Origin of the sequence: Enterobacter sp. J49, assembly GCF_002148625.1 — a bacterium.
Lineage (GTDB): Bacteria > Pseudomonadota > Gammaproteobacteria > Enterobacterales > Enterobacteriaceae > Enterobacter > Enterobacter ludwigii.
Genome location: NZ_MWPY01000030.1, coordinates 19,803 through 37,943 on the forward strand (window position 1 = coordinate 19,803; position 18,141 = coordinate 37,943).

At 54.2% G+C, this 18,141-nt stretch carries 18 protein-coding genes; 11 read left to right on the forward strand and 7 right to left on the reverse strand.

Features of this window, described 5'->3' with window-relative positions:
• Positions 1-75: 75 nt before the first annotated feature.
• The 5 genes from BJP35_RS08930 to mntR all read right to left on the reverse strand — a co-directional run bounded on the left by BJP35_RS08930 (position 76) and on the right by mntR (position 5,939).
• Positions 76-1,596, reverse strand: coding sequence for an efflux transporter outer membrane subunit (locus BJP35_RS08930; RefSeq protein WP_047743844.1), 1,521 nt, complete (start codon positions 1,594-1,596; stop codon positions 76-78).
• A complete protein-coding gene (locus tag BJP35_RS08935; RefSeq protein ID WP_047357135.1) occupies positions 1,596-3,167 on the reverse strand; it encodes a DHA2 family efflux MFS transporter permease subunit in 1,572 nt (523 codons plus the stop codon). Before BJP35_RS08935 ends, BJP35_RS08930 begins: the two co-directional genes overlap by 1 nt.
• A complete protein-coding gene (locus BJP35_RS08940; RefSeq protein ID WP_020884906.1) occupies positions 3,164-4,258 on the reverse strand; it encodes an HlyD family secretion protein in 1,095 nt (364 codons plus the stop codon). Before BJP35_RS08940 ends, BJP35_RS08935 begins: the two co-directional genes overlap by 4 nt.
• 101 nt (positions 4,259-4,359) lie before the next feature.
• Positions 4,360-5,469, reverse strand: coding sequence for an anion transporter (locus BJP35_RS08945; protein ID WP_040016987.1), 1,110 nt, complete (start codon positions 5,467-5,469; stop codon positions 4,360-4,362).
• Positions 5,466-5,939 carry a manganese-binding transcriptional regulator MntR gene (gene mntR / locus BJP35_RS08950; protein WP_014169260.1) on the reverse strand — a complete coding sequence of 158 codons (474 nt, stop codon included), beginning with the start codon at positions 5,937-5,939 and terminating at the stop codon, positions 5,466-5,468. Before mntR ends, BJP35_RS08945 begins: the two co-directional genes overlap by 4 nt.
• Positions 5,940-6,122: 183 nt before the next feature.
• On the opposite strand from mntR, the gene mntS reads away from it, so the two are divergent.
• Together mntS and BJP35_RS08960 are read left to right on the forward strand one after the other, a co-directional pair.
• Entirely contained in the window at positions 6,123-6,254 is a 132-nt protein-coding gene (gene mntS, locus BJP35_RS08955) for a manganase accumulation protein MntS (protein WP_020884908.1), read from the forward strand.
• Between the two features lie 283 nt (positions 6,255-6,537).
• Positions 6,538-8,121: a phosphoethanolamine transferase gene (locus BJP35_RS08960; protein ID WP_032677733.1), complete on the forward strand. Its 1,584-nt coding sequence runs from the start codon at positions 6,538-6,540 to the stop codon at positions 8,119-8,121.
• Positions 8,122-8,217: 96 nt separating this feature from the next.
• On the opposite strand, the gene ompX is transcribed toward BJP35_RS08960, so the two are convergent.
• On the reverse strand, positions 8,218-8,736 hold the full coding sequence (gene ompX, locus BJP35_RS08965) for an outer membrane protein OmpX (RefSeq protein ID WP_020884910.1): 519 nt from the start codon (positions 8,734-8,736) through the stop codon (positions 8,218-8,220).
• Positions 8,737-9,090: 354 nt separating this feature from the next.
• Between ompX and rhtA the strand changes: the two genes are divergently transcribed.
• The 6 genes from rhtA to ybiO all read left to right on the forward strand — a co-directional run bounded on the left by rhtA (position 9,091) and on the right by ybiO (position 15,708).
• Complete coding sequence (gene rhtA / locus BJP35_RS08970; protein ID WP_086463042.1) at positions 9,091-9,978, forward strand: threonine/homoserine exporter RhtA; 888 nt, start codon at positions 9,091-9,093, stop codon at positions 9,976-9,978.
• A gap of 300 nt (positions 9,979-10,278) precedes the next feature.
• Positions 10,279-10,782 carry a DNA starvation/stationary phase protection protein Dps gene (gene dps / locus BJP35_RS08975; RefSeq protein ID WP_010428924.1) on the forward strand — a complete coding sequence of 168 codons (504 nt, stop codon included), beginning with the start codon at positions 10,279-10,281 and terminating at the stop codon, positions 10,780-10,782.
• 362 nt (positions 10,783-11,144) lie between these two features.
• A complete protein-coding gene (gene glnH / locus BJP35_RS08985; protein WP_014883108.1) occupies positions 11,145-11,888 on the forward strand; it encodes a glutamine ABC transporter substrate-binding protein GlnH in 744 nt (247 codons plus the stop codon).
• A gap of 84 nt (positions 11,889-11,972) precedes the next feature.
• A complete protein-coding gene (glnP, locus tag BJP35_RS08990; RefSeq protein ID WP_014169254.1) occupies positions 11,973-12,632 on the forward strand; it encodes a glutamine ABC transporter permease GlnP in 660 nt (219 codons plus the stop codon).
• Positions 12,629-13,351: a glutamine ABC transporter ATP-binding protein GlnQ gene (gene glnQ / locus BJP35_RS08995; RefSeq protein ID WP_014169252.1), complete on the forward strand. Its 723-nt coding sequence runs from the start codon at positions 12,629-12,631 to the stop codon at positions 13,349-13,351. The genes glnP and glnQ overlap by 4 nt, the downstream gene beginning before the upstream one ends.
• Before the next feature lie 131 nt (positions 13,352-13,482).
• On the forward strand, positions 13,483-15,708 hold the full coding sequence (gene ybiO, locus BJP35_RS09000; protein WP_086463043.1) for a mechanosensitive channel protein: 2,226 nt from the start codon (positions 13,483-13,485) through the stop codon (positions 15,706-15,708).
• Positions 15,709-15,738: 30 nt separating this feature from the next.
• On the opposite strand, the gene rlmF is transcribed toward ybiO, so the two are convergent.
• A complete protein-coding gene (gene rlmF, locus BJP35_RS09005; RefSeq protein WP_044866819.1) occupies positions 15,739-16,650 on the reverse strand; it encodes a 23S rRNA (adenine(1618)-N(6))-methyltransferase RlmF in 912 nt (303 codons plus the stop codon).
• A 243-nt stretch (positions 16,651-16,893) separates the two neighbouring features.
• Here rlmF and mcbA point away from each other — a divergent pair, with 243 nt between their 5' ends.
• From mcbA to ybiJ, 3 genes are all read left to right on the forward strand, one after another.
• A complete protein-coding gene (mcbA, locus tag BJP35_RS09010) occupies positions 16,894-17,160 on the forward strand; it encodes a DUF1471 family periplasmic protein McbA (protein WP_032677729.1) in 267 nt (88 codons plus the stop codon).
• Positions 17,161-17,277: 117 nt separating this feature from the next.
• A complete protein-coding gene (locus BJP35_RS09015; RefSeq protein ID WP_014169247.1) occupies positions 17,278-17,544 on the forward strand; it encodes a DksA/TraR family C4-type zinc finger protein in 267 nt (88 codons plus the stop codon).
• Between the two features lie 285 nt (positions 17,545-17,829).
• A complete protein-coding gene (gene ybiJ / locus BJP35_RS09020; protein ID WP_020884917.1) occupies positions 17,830-18,090 on the forward strand; it encodes a DUF1471 family protein YbiJ in 261 nt (86 codons plus the stop codon).
• Positions 18,091-18,141 lie beyond the last annotated feature (51 nt).

An 18,141-nucleotide genomic window follows, 5' to 3' on the forward strand; every position in this document is an offset into this window, starting at 1 on the left:
CCCGATAGTTATACCCGCCCCATAGCCATCGCGAATGTGGTGTTCCTGTCCGTTTCTTGCCCAATCCTCTGAATCTTATCCGCGCGGAACCTCACCAAAGACCTTGTAATCCGGTAATTGCACCTGCTGATACGGCTCCCAGCCGCCGCCCAGCGCTTTGTAGAGCGCCACCAGATCGAGAGCGCTCTGCACCTGCGCCTGCGCGCGTTGCTGCTGCGCCTGCGCCAGCTGCCGCTGGGCATCCAGCACGTCAATAAAGCTGGCGATCCCCTGCCGGTAGCTGTCGCTTGCCAAATCAAACGCGTTTTGCAACGCATTGATGGTTTTAGCAAGGCCGGCTTCACGCTGCTGATCGGTGCGGTAGCTCACCAGCGCATTCTCTACGTCCCCGAGCGCGGTGAGCACTGTCTGGCGGTAGTCGAGCACTGCCGCGCCCTGCTGCGCACGCGCCACCTTCACGCTCGAGACCAGTCTTCCGCCCTGGAAAATCGGTATCGAGACCTGCGGGCCGAAGCTGTAGAAGTGGCTGCTCCAGTCCGTCAGCCAGTTGGTTTCGCTGTTTCGCAGACCAAACTGCCCGGAGAGGGTAAAGCTCGGGAACAGCTGCGCCACGGAAACGCCAATCTGCGCCGTGGCGGCGTGGAGATTGGCTTCCGCCTCGCGCACGTCAGGACGACGACGGGCCAGCGTGGATGGGATACCCGTTTGTACGATATCCGGCAGGGCGGGCATCGGCTGTGCCGACTGCAGCTCCGCATCCAGCGCCCCCGGCGGCTTGCCGAGTAAAATCGCGAGGCCATTCATTGCCTGCCGTGCCTGGGCCTGATACTGAGGAAGCTGCGCTTCGAGGTTCCCCAACTGGGCACGCGCGTTTTCAACGTCCATCTGCGGTGACAGCCCGCCCCGCTGGCGGCTTTCGGTGAGTTCCAGGGTTTGTTGCGCGCTCTTAATCTGGGTGTTCAGCGTGGCAATGATGCTCTGCGCCCCCCGCAGCTGCAGCCATGCGCGCGCCACTTCCGCCTCCAGCGACACCAGCGCGTCGTTACGCTGCTCTATCGCCGCTTTCTGCTGCGCTTCGGCAGCCTCTACCTGTCGGCGCACCTTGCCCCACAGGTCGATTTCCCACTGCGCGTCGAAACTCCCCTGGTAAAGATTGATCGGCTGCGTCAGCGGTCCTAGCGCGCCCCTGAGTTCAGGATCCACGTTATCAAGCTGGTCGTACACGCCGTGGGATTTCAGCTCCCCCTCCAGCCCAAGCTGCTGGCGCGTGGCCTGCAGATTACCGTTTACGGAAGGGTAAAACGCCCCACCCGCCTGGTTAATCTGTTCGCGCGCCCCGGCAATACGCAACACCGTCTGCTGCAGGGATAAATTTCCCGCGATCGCGCGCTCTATCAGGCTGTCCAGCTGCGGTGAACCGAAGGTTTTCCACCAGCGTGGGTTGGTTGCCGTCGAGGCCGTTTTTGACTTCACGCCGCTGTCACCCGGATCGTTCCAGTGTGTCGGGGTCTGCGACGCCGGCGGCTGGTAATCCGGCCCCACGGCGCAGCCTGCCAGCAGCATGATCATCAGGGGGGTTAAACGTCTGTGTATCATCAATGTGCTCCTGCACTCCCCTCGCTCTTAACCGGCGAGAGCAACAAACAAAACGGAATCAGTAACATGGCTACCACGCTCAGAATGGTGAACACGTCGATATACGCCAGGAAGCGCGACTGCTCGATCATGGTCTGGTACATGCGCCCGGTGGCGATACCGGTAGGGTCCCCGACCTGAGTGGTGAAGTTCTGGATTGCCTGCGCACTTTCGCGTATCGCCAGCTGGAACTGTTCATTAAACGGTGACGCGTGATAGGCCAGATGCGCGCTGTGCGCCTGGGAACGTTCGGTAATGGCCGCCGTAGAAAGCGAGATGCCAATTGAGCCCGCCACGTTGCGGAACATGGTAAACAGTGCCGCCGCATCGGCGTTCAGCCGCCTCGGTATCGAAATAAAAGCAATGGTGGTGAGAGGAACAAACAGGAACCCAAGCCCTATCGACTGGGCGCTGCGGAACAGCACCAGCGTTTCGAAATCGATATCCGGGGTCAGCGTACGTGACCAGAAGAACGACACCGCCAGGCAGGTAAAACCAAAAGCGATAATCCAGCGCGTCTGCACCACCGGCATCAGCTTCAGCACCAGCGGGATAGTCAATACGATCAACACGGCGCCCGGCGAAAGGACCAGCCCGGACCAGGTGGCGGTGTAGCCCAGATCCTGCTGTGCAAGCTGCGGAATCACCACCGAACTGCCGTACAGAATCATCGCCATGCCCGCCATCAGCAGGCTGGAGATGGCGAAGTTGCGATCTTTCATGCAGTGCAGATCTACCACCGGTTTTTTGGCATACATCAGCCAGTAAATCGCTCCAATAATGCCGATGAGCGTCAGCACGGCAAAGGTGCGAATAAAGTTCGAATAAAACCAGTCCTCATCTTCTCCCCGGTCGAGCATCACCTGCAGGCAGCCCAGCCCCAGCGCGATCAGGCCGATCCCCGTCCAGTCGATAGACAGCTTCTCTTTCGATTTGCTTTCCCATGGCGGGTCTTCCAGCAGCTGGTAGATCGCCAGCACCGTTACAATCCCCACCGGAATGTTGATGAAGAAAACCCAGCGCCAGGAGTAGTTATCGGTGATCCAGCCGCCCAGCGTAGGGCCAAGTACCGGCGCAACGATGATGGCGATTGACGACAGGCCAAACGCTTTACCCCGGTCCTCGGGTTTAAAGTAGTCGAGCAGCACCGACTGCTGCGTGGGCTGCAGCCCGCCGCCGAAAAAGCCCTGCATTACGCGAAAAAGAATGATTTGCCACAGCTCGGTGGCGATCCCGCACAGGAACGAACAGACCGTGAACATCACGATGCAGATCAGGAAGAACTGCTTGCGGCCAAAAACCCGACTCAGGAAAGCCGATATCGGCAGCACTATGCCGTTTGCCACCAGGTAGCTGGTCAATACCCAGGTGGATTCGTCGTAGCTGGACGAGAGCGACCCGGCCACATGCGGGAGCGCCACGTTAACGATAGTGGTGTCGAGGATCTCCATAAACACCGCCAGCGTGACCACAATCGCCACCGCCCACGGATTACTGGCAGGTCGCCAGTTGTCGTGGCTGTGATCCGTCATTCCACTGTCACCTTCGGTGCAACCGACAGCCCAAGCGGCAACGGTTTGTTGGGATCCAGCCCTTTATCAATCACGATCTTCACCGGCACGCGCTGAACGATTTTGACAAAGTTACCGGTAGCGTTTTCCGACGGGAAGGCGGAGAAGCGCGAGCCGCTGCCCTGTTGAATACTGTCAACATGGCCTTCGAGCGCCATATCCGGCCAGGCATCTACGGACACCTCGACCTTATCGCCCGGCTTCATGCGTTCGAGCTGCGACTCTTTAAAGTTCGCCACCACCCATACATTCGGCGAGACCAGTGAAAACAGCGCGGTACCCGCCTGCACCAGGGTGCCGGGCTGGACGTTGCGTTTAGTGACAAAACCGTCAAACGGGGCGCGGACTTCGGTGTAAGAGAGGTTCAGCGTCGCGGTTTCCAGCTGCGCTTTGGCCTGATCGACCTGGCGCTGACGCGCTTCCACATTGGTTTCCTGCTGGCGGATCTGCAGCTGTACCTGCTCCGCCACTTCAAGCTGCGCCTGCGCACTTGCCAGGCCCGCCTGGGCACTGCGCAGCTGGGCATTGGCGGTATCAATACTTTGCTGGGTGGTCGCTCGCGGATCAACGCCTCGCTGGCGGCGATACTCCGCCTGCGCATTGGCCAGATCGGCCTGCGCTTTAATCACCTGCGCTTTGGCTTCATCACGCTGAGCGGGATACTGGACTTTTGACAGCGCCAGCTGCGCCTGAGCCTGATGCAGCTGGGCTATCGCCAGCCCAAGCTGGGCCTGCGCCTGATCGCGCTGGGCGGTGGTATCACGCGGATCGATAACCACCAGCAGGTCGCCCTTTTTCACCCGCTGGTTATCGCGCACGCGCAGCTCGGTGACATAGCCTGCCGTTTTCGGGGCAATCGTCACCACATCACCGTCGGTAAAGGCGTCGTCAGTGGTCTCTTCGTTACGGGTTAAAAACCACCAGACCAGCGCCACGATAACCATCACCACCACGACAATGCCAAGGATGATTAACGGTTTTTTGCCCGGGCGCTTACGCTGTTTAGTGTTGTTTTCCTGCTCGTCAGCAGGCAGGTTTTGATCTTCAGCCATAGGTCAGCAACAGTCCTGTCAGTGAGCGGCATCACACTATGCCGTTCACTAAAGCTAGGACGTTGCTATACGTTTGCCAGGAAAAACTGACAAATTGCGCACTATATGAGAAGGAAAATTCCGAAACCGATCGCCGCGGCCCAAATCAGCATCGGGATCGACCAGACATGGAAACGCCACCAGATACGACGATCGTTAGCCATACGCAGGGCAATCAGGTTAGCAAGCGAACCGGGCAGCAGCCCAAACCCGCCGATATTCACCGCCCATGCCAGCAGCGTGTCAGGGGGAACGTAGTTGAGGAGTAAAATGGTGGAAGGCACGTTGCTGATGAACTGTGACAGACCAATCGCCGTGAGCCACAATCCCGGCTGCGACAGGCCACTGACGCTGTGCAGAACGTGTTGCAGTACCGGAAGCTGGATAAGCAGATGCACATCAATAAACATCACCATAAAGACCAGCAATAACGTCCAGTCCACGCTGACCAGCACGCGCCGCGCCAGGAATAAAAAACCGGCGGCGACGAGCAGTACGCCCGCCAGTTCATACTTCAGTTCCAGCGCGAACAGGAAAACGATGTACAGCGCCAGACAACTCCACACCAGACGCGGCTGCCACTGCGGGCCCGTGGTACCGCTGTGGTACTGCAGTTTTTTGACCGGGAATGCGAACCAGCAGACCGCCAGCAGCGACACCATCATCACCAGCGCCAGCGGAGCCATCTGCCAGGTAAAAGCGGCAAACGACAGCCCGGAGCGCCCCCAAAGGAGAATATTTTGTGGGTTGCCGATAGGGGTCAGAAGCGAACCGGCGTTAACGGCCAGCGCCTCGAAGATGATCAGCCGGCTAACCGGTATCTCGCAGAGCTTACGCAACGTGAGCGTGAGTGGCACGATGATAAACAGCGCCACGTCGTTGGTCAGAAACGTCGACAGCACCGCAGCAGAGAACACCATAAACAGCGCCAGGCGGCGTTCAGTGGCAAAGCGGCGCACCATTTTACGTCCCAGGACGTCAAAATAGCCGCTCAACTCTACCCCTTTGGTAAGCATCATCAGGCCACTGAGGGTAATGATGGTGCGCCAGTCAATCACCGCAGGCCAGGTGTGTGGCGCAAACGGCACAAAGATGCTTAATACTGCGCCAATGATGAATAAGAGATGGAAGAAACGATCGCGTGCCAGGGCCTGCAGTCCGGGGATGTTCATTCAGCGGAGGGACCATATTTAAGGGTAAATTCGCGAAACTTAACCAGCGTCTCTTCGCTGACGTGGTGTTCCATTCCTTCCGCGTCCCGGCGGGCAATTTCCGGGCTTACGCCCAGCACCAGTAAGAAGTTTTCGACGAGCTGGTGGCGCTCGCGACTCTCCTGGGCGAGTTTCTCCCCTTCCGGCGTCAGAAAGACGCCGCGCCAGGGGATCATTTCAATCAGGCCCACGGAGGCCAGACGTTTTAACATTTTTGCCACTGTCGGTTGGGAAACGCCCAGCCGTGCAGCCATATCCACCTGGCGCGCCTCCCCGACCTCGCGAATCAAATCGGAAATCAGTTCAACATAGTCATCAATCAGCTCACGACGGTGCGCTTCACGTACCTGGCGAAAACCTTCGACATGTTCTTCAACATTCACCAGTTGCGTCGTTTTTCTGATTGTTGGCTTACCTGCGCGACGGTTCATTGTACTTCCTCAGTGGGGTGACGCTTCCAGCGCCCGGTATCGAGAGCGCACATTGTAAACCATCCCTCTACAAGCACAAAAAATTAACGAAATAGCCATAGCTATACAATATAGCCTGTGCTATATCTGTATGTAATGCAGTCACCCTTCACGGATCGAAGGGATCAAAAATCAGGAGGTCTCATGAACGAATTCAAGAGGTGTATGAACGTGTTTACCCACTCCCCCTTTAAAGTACGCCTGATGCTGTTGAACATGCTGTGCGATATGTTTAACAACAAACCCCCGCATCAGGACGACAAACCTTCCCACTAAGCGGCGTTGCGGTACGCCGCTCCATTTTTCCGTCACAAACCCTCTGTACACTGGCTTTTAGCCGCCCTATTCCCGATCTTTTTTACGGATTTGCAATCCCCTTCGCAAAACATCTGCTTAGCAACTGTTGCTATTATTTAGCGCTCGCACTATCTTCTTGCAGCCCTGCACAATTTGCGGCTCGCTGAAGCGGACCCTCATTCCCTCTCCACGCACTGTCAGGCAGGTTATGACCCTTGACGCCAGGGTGAGCACATGGCGTTTTTATCCATGATAGTGACCTATGAATTTAACCCTGATAGACACCGTTGTTACCCGTAGCCGGGCCTTAAGCCCGTGGACGGGATTTTACTTTTTGCAGTCATTACTGATTAACTTTGCGCTGGGCTATCCCTTTAGCCTGCTCTATGCCGTGGCCTTTACCTGCATATTGCATGTGCTGTGGCGAACGGCTCCGCGCGCGCAAAAAACGTTAGTCGGAATCTGTTCTCTGGTCGCTGCACTCTATTTCCCGTTTGGTCAGGCTTACGGCTCGCCGAACTTTAATACCCTGCTGGCGCTGCACTCGACCAATATGGAAGAGTCAACAGAGATCCTGACGATCTTCCCCTGGTACAGCTACGTGGTCGGCCTCTTTATCTTTGCCCTTGGCGTGATAGCCGTTCGCCGTAAAGCGGAAGAGAAAAAAACGTGGGGAAAAATTGAGCACCTGTGCCTGGCGTTTAGCGTGGTGGCATTCTTTGTCGCACCAGTACAAAACCTGGCCTGGGGTGGGGTGTTCAAGCTGAAGGATACCGGCTATCCGGTGTTCCGTTTTGTGAAAGACGTCGTCGTTAACAATAAAGAGGTGCTCGACGAACAGGCACGTATGGCTGAGCTTTCAAATATGAAAGACACCTGGAACGTGCTGGCCGTGAAGCCCAAATATCACACCTATGTGGTGGTGATTGGTGAAAGTGCACGTCGCGACGCCATGGGAGCATTTGGCGGACACTGGGACAACACACCGTTCGCCAGTTCGGTCAAAGGCACCCTGTTTACCGATTATGTTGCGGCCAGCGGCTCAACGCAGAAATCTCTCGGCCTGACGCTGAACCGGGTGGTCGATGACAAACCCCAGTTTCAGGATAACTTTGTTACCCTGGCGAACCGCGCAGGTTTCCAGACCTGGTGGTTCTCCAATCAGGGCCAAATTGGCGAATACGATACAGCCATTGCCAGTATTGCCAGACGCGCCGACGAAGTGCAGTTCCTGAAGAACGGTGATTTTGAAGCGGACAAGAACACGAAAGATGAAGCGTTGCTGAAAATGACGGCGCAGGTCTTTGCCTCTCCGCGTACCCAGCCGCAGCTGATTGTTCTGCACCTGATGGGGTCTCACCCGCAGGCCTGCGATCGGACCGGCGGTAAATACGCAGAGTTTGTGCAATCCAAAGAGACCTCATGCTATCTCTACACCATGACGCAAACCGACGACCTGCTGAGCAAACTGTACGATCAGTTACGCAATACGGGTGACAGTTTCTCGATGGTCTACTTCTCGGATCACGGGCTGGCGTTTAAAGAGCGCGGTAAAGAGGTGCAGTATCTGGCGCACGACGATAAGTTCCAGCAGAACTTCCAGGTACCGTTTATGGTTGTGTCGAGTGATGATAAAACGCATCGCATTATTAAAGCGCGGCGTTCGGCCAATGATTTCCTGACCTTCTTCTCGCAGTGGACGGGGATTTCGGCACAGCAGATAAAAAATGCGTACCCGTTTGTCTCTAACAAGAAGGCTCCCCCAGTTTACGTTACCAACTTCAAGTTACAGAAAGTTGACTATAACCATCTGGGAACCGATATCTTCGATATTAAGAGTAAATAATCCGGGCAATCTGCTACCCTCTCCTGCAAGGCGAGGGATTAATGTAAAAAAAAATCCGCCACATTGGGCGGATTTTTTACTGGCTCACCGAAGTGATTAGAAGCGGTAACCTACGCCCGCGATCCAGGTGCCAACGTCAACGTTGCGGATACGGCTCTGCTCATAAGAGAAGTCCAGAGCGACGTCCTGGATTGGGTTGAACTGCAGACCCGCGCCATAGGAGAAGCCGTAGTCGCTGTTGCTTGCAGTGCGGTTCAGACCCTGGTTTTCGGTCTGCTGGAATTTACCGTAGCCAACACCTACAACACCGTAGATGCTTGCCCAGTCGTTCAGACGGTAAGCTGGACCAGCGGTGATGCCGTAGTACTGGCCTTTGTTGTATGCGCCGTTTTCAGAACGATCTTTCTCGGTGTAGGTGAAAGAACCGATCACGCCCAGTGGGTTGTTATCCTGCTCGTAACGATACTTCAGGTTGAAACCGTTAGCTTTGTTCATCACGCCCTGCATATCGCTCTGAGCGTAACCACCAGTTACAGTAGAAGTAGCAGCTACAGCGGTACCTGCGGAAACAGCCAGTACAGCGGCCAGTGCTGAAAGACATGCAATTTTTTTCATAACCACCTCAAATGTGCTTCAAGTAAGTCCGTAAGTTTTAAATATATCAAAAAAATTTGCGAAACTCTTTGTGATTCGTGATGTCTAACTGAACCTTTCCTGTAACAGAACGTTTCCAGCGTCAGCTATCTCATTCAAATCACATACAATTTTCGCTATAAAACGCTCATACTGCGCGCCTGCGCCGTTACATTCATCCAGATTATTCCTAATCTGACAGGCGATAAATCCACCAGCGCTTAACCATTTTACGGAATTTACACGTTTTTTTTTCAACGGTCTCTCAACCGTTGCAGCTTATTTCCTTTACACTGCAACCTTTACTTCATTTGACATAAGTTGACAGGAGAAAGGATGCCTGGGTTATCCCGCTCGTCGTCGGTCTGGTTGCCGGTTGTCGTCATACTCATCGCCATGTTGTCCATTCAAAGCGGTGCCTCGCTGGCCAAATCCCTCTTTCCGCTGGTCGGTGCGCCTGGGGTCACGGCCCTGCGTATTGCCCTCGGAACCGCGATCCTGGTGGTGATTTTCAAACCCTGGCGTTTACGCTTTAAAAAAGAACAACGCTTACCGCTGCTTTTTTACGGGCTGTCCCTGGGAGCGATGAACTACATGTTCTATCTCTCCATCCAGACAATTCCGTTGGGGATTGCCGTGGCACTGGAGTTTACTGGCCCGCTGGCGGTAGCGCTTTTCTCGTCCCGTCGTCCCGTTGACTTTATCTGGGTAATTTTAGCCGTTCTTGGCCTGTGGTTCCTGCTGCCGCTGGGTCAGAGCGTCTCAGAGATCGATCTCACAGGCGCGGCGCTGGCTCTGGGGGCGGGTGCCTGCTGGGCTATCTATATATTGACCGGACAGCGCGCCGGGGAAGAGCATGGCCCGGCGACGGTGGCAATCGGTTCATTGATTGCCGCTATCATCTTTGTGCCGGTGGGTATGGCTCAGGCCACCGAGTCCATCTGGCAATGGTCAGTCATGCCCATCGGGCTGGCGGTCGCCATTCTTTCCACAGCACTCCCCTACTCTTTAGAGATGATAGCCCTGACGCGCCTGCCGACGCGCATTTTCGGCACGCTGATGAGCATGGAGCCCGCGCTCGCCGCCCTGTCAGGGATGGTCTTCCTTGGGGAAACCCTGACCTTCACCCAGACGCTGGCCCTGTGTTCGATTATCGCCGCCTCAATGGGCTCAACGCTGACGATGCGCCCGGAACCTAAAGTTGAGAAAATTGACCTCAATTAGCGCCCTATATTCTGCGTGGCTTTATAGCCATGCAGAATAAAGGCCAGTTTCCCGTTTAAAATATTTTTTTACATACTTTGCACTCTTCGTGAAATATTTCCCCCGCTGTCTATAACGTTTTCCTGAATTAGGATTGATCTGCATCAATTTTAAATAATCCTTTTAATTTCATATCATTACAAACGCAACGTCCTTCTCGCTATTAAACTGATAGGCAGAGCCTCCCCGCAGGGAAAAAATCCGGTGCTATACTTAATCCCGCAATTACCTGGGACACAAACATCAAGAGGATATGAGATTATGAGTACCGCTAAACTGGTGAAAACGAAAGCGTCTAATCTGCTTTATACCCGTAACGATGTATCGGATAGCGACAAAAAAGCGACCATTGAGTTGCTGAATCGCCAGGTGATCCAGTTCATCGATCTTTCGCTGATCACCAAACAGGCCCACTGGAATATGCGCGGTGCAAACTTTATTGCCGTTCATGAAATGCTGGATGGCTTCCGCACAGCACTGGTTACCCACCTCGATACCATGGCCGAACGTGCCGTACAGTTAGGCGGTGTGGCACTGGGTACCACGCAGGTGATTAACAGTAAGACGCCACTGAAAAGTTATCCGCTGGATATCCATACCGTTCAGGATCACCTGAAAGAGCTGGCAGACCGCTACGCGATAGTGGCTAATGATGTGCGTAAAGCTATCGGCGAAGCGAAAGACGAAGATACAGCCGATATCTTCACCGCCGCTTCCCGCGACCTGGACCAGTTCCTGTGGTTCATTGAGTCCAACATCGAATAATTCATAAGAATTTCCTATACAACCCTCGCCCTCCGGTGAGGGTTTTGCACATCTATGGTGCACGTTTTTGGCCTGAGACGCTGCAAAAGTGAAAAAATTGTAATAATCACCTCACACAACCGTTAACGGAAGATTGTTTTTTCGTCAGAATTTACGCTAAATAACGCTTCGTCTGTTGAGCCAAATGACGCGCACCAAAACGGTGCTCCACTTTGGTGCAATAAAAGTTCATTGCCCCGTTTTCTGTGCAATGCATGACATCATCCCCTTTGTAAAACAACAGCTTGTAAAGTTGGCACGATTTTTTCATTGTGCCACTCGTTCTCGCAGGGGATCGCCCCGTGGATATAAAAGGAAATGCTATGAAGTCTGTATTAAAAGTTTCACTGGCTGCACTTACCCTGGCTTTTGCGGTCTCTTCCCAGGCTGCCGACAAACTGGTTGTGGCGACCGACACGGCGTTCGTTCCGTTTGAATTCAAACAGGGTGATAAGTACGTTGGCTTTGATGTTGATCTGTGGGCTGCTATCGCAAAAGAACTCAAACTGGATTACACCCTGAAGCCAATGGACTTCAGCGGCATCATCCCGGCACTGCAAACGAAAAACGTTGATCTGGCCCTGGCCGGTATCACCATTACTGAAGAACGTAAAAAAGCGATCGACTTCTCTGACGGCTACTACAAAAGCGGCCTGCTGGTGATGGTGAAAGCCGATAATAACGACGTAAAAAGCGTGAAAGACCTCGACGGTAAAGTCGTCGCGGTGAAAGGCGGTACCGGTTCTGTTGATTACGCGAAAGCAAACATCAAAACCAAAGATCTGCGTCAGTTCCCGAACATCGATAACGCCTACATGGAGCTGGGTACCAACCGTGCTGACGCGGTGCTGCACGATACCCCTAACATCCTGTACTTCATCAAAACGGCGGGCAACGGCAAGTTCAAAGCCGTCGGTGATTCTCTGGAAGCCCAGCAGTACGGTATTGCGTTCCCGAAAGGCAGCGACGACCTGCGTACGAAAGTTAACGGCGCGCTGAAAACCCTGAAAGAGAACGGCACCTACAACGAAATCTATAAAAAATGGTTCGGTACCGAGCCTAAATAATAATTCTTAAAAATGACGTTCACTCGGGGGCGACCTTTCGCCCCTGCTATTTTAGAAACACGGTAACAGTAACAGGAAACTATCATGCAGTTTGACTGGAGCGCCATCTGGCCTGCCATTCCTATCTTGCTTGAAGGCGCTAAAATGACCCTGTGGATTTCGGTCCTCGGTCTGGTTGGTGGGTTGATTATCGGTCTTGTCGCCGGTTTCGCCCGCACCTACGGCGGCTGGATTGCAAACCACATCGCACTGGTTTTCATCGAAGTGATCCGCGGCACCCCAATCGTCGTTCAGGTCATGTTCATCTACTTCGCCCTGCCAATGGCTTTCACCGACCTGCGCATTGACCCGTTCAGCGCCGCTGTCGTGACCATTATGATCAACTCAGGTGCCTATATCGCGGAAATTACCCGTGGTGCGGTCCTGTCGATTCATAAAGGTTTCAGTGAAGCGGGCCTGGCGTTAGGTCTTTCTCGTCGCGAAACGATCCGCCACGTCATTCTGCCGTTGGCCCTGCGCCGCATGCTGCCACCGCTGGGGAACCAGTGGATCATCAGTATTAAGGATACGTCGCTGTTCATCGTTATCGGCGTTGCTGAGCTGACCCGTCAGGGCCAGGAGATCATCGCGGGCAACTTCCGTGCGCTGGAAATCTGGAGTGCGGTAGCCGTTGTCTACCTGATCATCACTCTGGTTCTGAGTTTCGTTCTGCGTCGTCTTGAAAGAAGGATGAAAATCCTGTGATTGAATTTAAAAACGTTTCCAAGCACTTTGGCCCAACCCAGGTGCTGCACAATATCGATCTGAATATCAAACAGGGTGAAGTGGTGGTCATTATCGGGCCATCCGGTTCCGGTAAATCGACCCTGCTGCGCTGCATCAACAAGCTGGAAGAGATCACCAGCGGCGATCTGATTGTCGATGGCCTGAAGGTGAATGACCCGAAAGTCGACGACCGTCTGATTCGTCAGGAAGCCGGCATGGTGTTCCAGCAGTTCTACCTGTTCCCGCACCTGACGGCGCTGGAAAACGTAATGTTTGGTCCACTGCGCGTACGTGGCGCCAGCAAAGCGGCGGCGGAAACGCTGGCTAAAGATCTGCTGGCTAAAGTCGGCCTCGCGGAACGTGCTCATCACTACCCATCTGAGTTGTCCGGTGGACAGCAGCAGCGTGTGGCTATCGCCCGCGCACTGGCGGTAAAACCGAAGATGATGCTGTTCGATGAGCCAACCTCGGCGCTTGACCCGGAACTGCGTCACGAAGTGCTGAAAGTCATGCAGGATCTGGCTGAAGAAGGGATGACAATGGTCATCGTGACCCACGAAATCGGCTTTGCTGAGAAAGTGGCTTCCCGCCTGATCTTTATTGATAAGGGCCGTATCGCTGAAGACGGTAACCCACAAGCGCTGATCGCCAATCCACCGAGCCAGCGCCTGCAGGAGTTCCTGCAGCACGTATCCTGATAGCGCTTCAGCTACGCCATTCTGAGCCGGGCATGCCCGGCTTTTTTACGCCAGATTGTTCCCAAAAATCCTCCCGCGCGCCTCGCCCTCTATACTTATCTTTTTGTTCATTATTTTCACCGGAGGATGCCGTGCCGTGGATCTTGCTGTTGCTTAGCCTGTTTTGTGCGCCATCGTTCGCCGTTTCCATCCCCGGCGTCACCACCGGCACGACCGCCACACAGCAAACGACACCGCCCCCAGAGCCGGATGTTGAACAGAAAAAAGCCGCCTACAGTGCCCTTGCCGATGTGCTTGAAAACGATACTTCCCGGCAGGAGTTAATCGGACAGTTGCGAAAAGTCGCCGCCACGCCGCCGCAGGAGCCAGTGCCGACAATTACCCCTCCGCAAGTGGAAGAACAAAAAACGGTGCTGGAAAATGTTACCGACGTGAGCCGTCACTATGGAAGCGAGCTCTCCTCGCGCTTTGCTCAGCTCTATCGCAACCTGATTGGTTCGCCCCATAAACCGTTTAATCCCCATACGTTTACGACAGCCGCCACGCAGTTTTTGATGCTGGCGGGCGCTGTATTTCTGTTTTACTGGCTGGTACGCCTGTGCGCATGGCCGCTCTACCGTAAGATGGGGCAATGGGGGCGCAAGAAGAACCAGCAGAAAAGCAGCTGGTTACACCTGCCGCTGATGATAGCGTCGGCGTTTATCATCGATTTACTGCTGCTGGCGCTGACGCTGTTTATGGGCCAGGTCCTGGCCGACAGGCTTAACGCCGGCAATAAAACCATCGCTTTCCAGCAGGCGCTCTTCCTCAACGCCTTTGCGCTGATCGAGTTCTTTAAGGCGCTGCTGCGTTTGATATTTTGCCCGCACGTACCGGATCTTCGTCCCTTCTCGATTCGGGATGAGAGCGCCAGATACTGGGCGCTGCGCCTCAGCGTGCTCAGTGGATTGATTGGTTACGGTCTGCTGGTTGCCGTGCCGATCATCTCCAACCAGGTCAACGTGCAGTTTGGCGCCCTGGCGAATGTGCTGATTATGATCTGCATTACCGTCTGGGCGTTGTACCTTATCTTCCATAACAAAAAGACCATTACCCAAAGCTTGCTGCATCTGGCCGATCGTTCCCTGTCGTTTTTCAGTCTCTTTATCCGCGCCTTCGCGCTGGTGTGGCACTGGCTGGCGAGCGCCTACTTTATCGTGTTGTGCTTCTTCTCGCTGTTCGACCCGGGCAACAGCCTGAAATTTATGATGGGGGCGACGTTCAAGAGCCTGGCCATCATTGGCATTGCGGCATTTGTCTCTGGCCTGCTGTCGCGCTGGCTATCGAAAACCTTCACCCTCTCGCCACAGGTGCAGCGCAGTTATCCGGAACTGCAAAAAAGGGTCAACGGCTGGATCTCGGTATCACTGAAAGTGGCGCGCATTCTCACCGTCTGCGTGGCGATTATGCTGTTGCTTAACGCATGGGGATTGTTTGACTTCTGGAACTGGCTGCACAACGGCGCGGGCGAAAAGACCGTCGATATTTTAATTCGCATCGCGCTGATCCTCTTCTTCTCTGCGGTTGGCTGGACGTTGCTGGCGAGCCTTATCGAGAACCGTCTGGTCTCCGACATTCACGGCCGCCCCCTGCCCAGCGCCCGTGCCCGCACCCTGCTGACGCTGTTTCGCAATGCGCTGGCGGTTATTATCAGCACCATTACCATCATGATTGTGCTCTCGGAAATCGGCGTGAACATCGCGCCGCTGCTGGCAGGTGCCGGCGCGCTGGGGCTGGCTATCTCCTTTGGTTCGCAAACCCTGGTGAAGGATATAATCACCGGTGTCTTTATCCAGTTTGAGAACGGGATGAACACCGGGGATCTGGTCACGATTGGGCCGTTAACCGGCACGGTAGAGCGCATGTCCATTCGTTCCGTCGGCGTGCGCCAGGACACCGGGGCGTACCACATAATTCCGTGGTCATCGATAACCACCTTCGCTAACTTTGTCCGAGGCATTGGTTCGGTAGTGGCCAACTACGACGTTGACCGTCATGAAGATGCAGATAAAGCGAAACAGGCGCTACGGGATGCCGTGGAAGAGATGATGGCGATGGAGGATATTCGCGGGCTGGTGATTGGAGAGCCGTCGTTTGCCGGCATTGTCGGCCTGACGAACACGGCATTTACCCTGCGCGTGTCGTTCACCACGCAGCCACTGAAGCAGTGGACGGTGCGCTTTGCGCTCGACAGTATGGTGAAAAAACACTTTGACCTGGCCGCGGTGCGGATGCCGGTGCAGACCTATCAGGTATTACCCTCACCGGCGTCCCCCACACCGCCACAGAGCCCACCTTATAGCGTGGGGGCCGGGTAACGGCGTCGCCTTACCCGGCCTGTCTGTGGGTTATTTACTGCGCTTGTTAGCGTCCATAAAAGACCAGGCGATAAAGCGGCTCTGCTTCTGGCCTTGCGCCATCTCTTTTTTCACCACGTTAACGGCACCCACGTCGGTCAGTGCACGGTAGAGGGGTGGCAGGTTATCCCCACGGGATACCAGCGTCGTGAACCATTTAACCTGACGGCCAAATACTTTACTTTCCTCAATCATTCGCAGGATGAATGCCACTTCTCCCCCCTCGCACCACAGTTCCTGTTGCTGCCCCCCAAAGTTCAGCGCGGCATCTTCCGCCTGACCGAGATTGCGGCGTTTGCGCTCGCTGCCCGCACGGGCGGTGGCCGCGGAGTCATGGAACGGTGGGTTACACAGGGTGGCATCGTAGCTTTCGTTCTTGTGGATAATCCCGTTGAAGATCGATGCGGCATCTTTCTGCCGACGCAAGCGGACAGACCGGCTTAACCCAGGGTTGGCGTTGATAATCGCCTGTGCGCTGGAAAACGCCTCATTACCGATTTCACTGCCGGTAAAGCGCCAGTGATATTCATGAACGCCAATCAACGGATAAATCAGGTTCGCCCCGGTACCGATATCAAGCACGGATGCTTGCTCAGGGATGACACCGTTGCGATCGCCAGCGAGAAGATCGGCAAGATGGTGGAGATAATCGGCCCGCCCCGGCACGGGTGGGCAGAGAAAGCCTTCCGGAATATCCCAGTGCGCCACACCGTAATAGTGTGCCAGCAGGGCTTTATTGAGCATTTTAACCGCCTGCGGATCGGCAAAGTTGACCGAAGGTTCACCGGCAGGTGTCTGCACAATGTAGTCCTGCAGCGAAGGACAGCTCTGACATAACGCATTCATGTCATAGCGGTTACGATGGCGATTTCGTGGGTGCAATCCCGGCTTTTGGGAAGTCATGGCTTTCTCCTTTAAACAGCGGCGTAAGATACCCTTTGCAGGCTCAACGGTAAATATTTCTCTGCGACGCTCAAAAACCCGTCATAAATCAAACACCTTTATGTCTATGATCTGTCAGTAAAACGTCAGTTTATATCGTTCAAAAAATAAGCAGATCATCATCAAATTTTTGCGCTAAATCACACTCGCCAGGCTTCTAAACTTAAAGGGAATCACCTGTTGTTTCCTCATGAGGATGTGATTATGAAAAAATACCTGACCCTTGTTGTTCTCGCGGGTGCACTGGCTACCGCGTCATTCTCTGCCATGGCGGTACAGTCATTGACCGACAATACAGATACCAGCCAGCTTAAGCCTGCGGGCACCGTCTCGGTAAGCCGCGCAAGTAACCTTGACGATCTCCAGAATAAACTCGCCGAAAAAGCCCGCCAGGAAGGGGCTAAAGGTTTCGTGGTTAACGCCGCGGGCGGGGATAACCATATGTATGGCACGGCGACCATTTATAAATAACGTCTCTTTCTATAAACAAACTGCATCTGCCTGACAGATGCAGTTCCTCTCTGCCTTGACTGCACGTTTTTTCACCCCATAGTAAAAACAGGGCTTAACAGATCCCAGGAGTAAACCATGGCTTCGGGTTGGGCGAATGATGACGCCGTTAACGAACAAATCAACAGTACAATTGAAGATGCGGTTGCGCGCGCTCGCGGTGAAATTCCGCGCGGTGAAAGTCTCTATGAATGTGAGGAGTGTGGAGAAGTGATCCCGGAAGCGCGGCGCAAAGCCATACCGGGCGTGCGGTTATGCATCGCCTGCCAGCAGGAGAAAGATTCGAAAAATAGCGCACACTCAGGATATAATCGCAGAGGATCGAAAGACAGCCAGCTACGTTGACTTTCCTTTACCGAAGTTAACGGCGCAAGCGGTTACCTTTACGCTCACGGTTTTTTGTGAACCGCGTAGCAAAATGTGCCCTTCTCGTCGCTTCTGTAAAGCGCAGCTACAAGAAGTGTAAAGTCGTCCTCTGAATTTATTAATATTCAATAAGTTATTTGTCATTCAATTTTTTTGAGCAACCACGTCAATTCTCTTCGATTTTCTCTCGCATAAAAAAACGTGATACTTATCACATCGACGGAACATCGTCCCCTTAACAGAATCACCTGCGAGAGATTAATTATGAAAACCATCAAATATGCTGTTGCTGCTGTTGCCCTGTCCGCTCTGTCTTTCGGCGCTTTTGCTGCAGAACCTGTGTCTCCATCTCAGGCGCAGAGCATGAACAAACTCGGTGTGGTAAGTGCTGAAGGCGCGACCACTCTGGACGGTCTGGAAGCGAAACTGGCTGAGAAAGCTGCTGCTGCCGGTGCAAGCGGATACACCATCACCTCCGCGAACACCAATAACAAACTGAGCGGTACTGCGGTTATCTATAAGTAATTGACTGAATGCTCCACCCTCGCCATACCCTCTGGTGAGCTGCTCCAACCC